The organism is Paraburkholderia sp. BR10872, assembly GCF_040965835.1.
GTDB classification, from domain to species: Bacteria; Pseudomonadota; Gammaproteobacteria; order Burkholderiales; family Burkholderiaceae; genus Paraburkholderia; species Paraburkholderia nodosa_A.
The window spans coordinates 1-255 of sequence record NZ_JBFRCN010000191.1; the positions used below are offsets into that span (position 1 = coordinate 1).

1 protein-coding gene is annotated in these 255 nt (G+C 65.1%); it reads right to left on the reverse strand.

Annotated elements, in window-relative coordinates; translation table 11 throughout:
* The coding region (locus AB4Y43_RS40645; RefSeq protein ID WP_368730308.1) for a DDE-type integrase/transposase/recombinase at positions 1 to 255 on the reverse strand (255 nt) is incomplete at both ends.

Below are 255 nucleotides of genomic sequence, written 5' to 3' on the forward strand. Positions count from 1 at the left end.
TGTCCCGGCTGGCCGGGACTGCCCCATGGCGAGCCGTTGTCCGCGTTGATGCGCAGCGGCAGCCCGTAACGGCGAAACGTCTGCCGCAGATGCGCGCGTACGGTGGAGGTGTCGGTCCTGCCGCACGCATCGAGCGTCAGGTTGAAACGCGAATGATCGTCCAGCACCGTCAGCGGCGAGCAGTGCCGCCCGTCCTGCAGCTCAAACCAGCCCTTGAAGTCCATCTGCCAGAGTGAATTCGGATGCTCGTGTTCG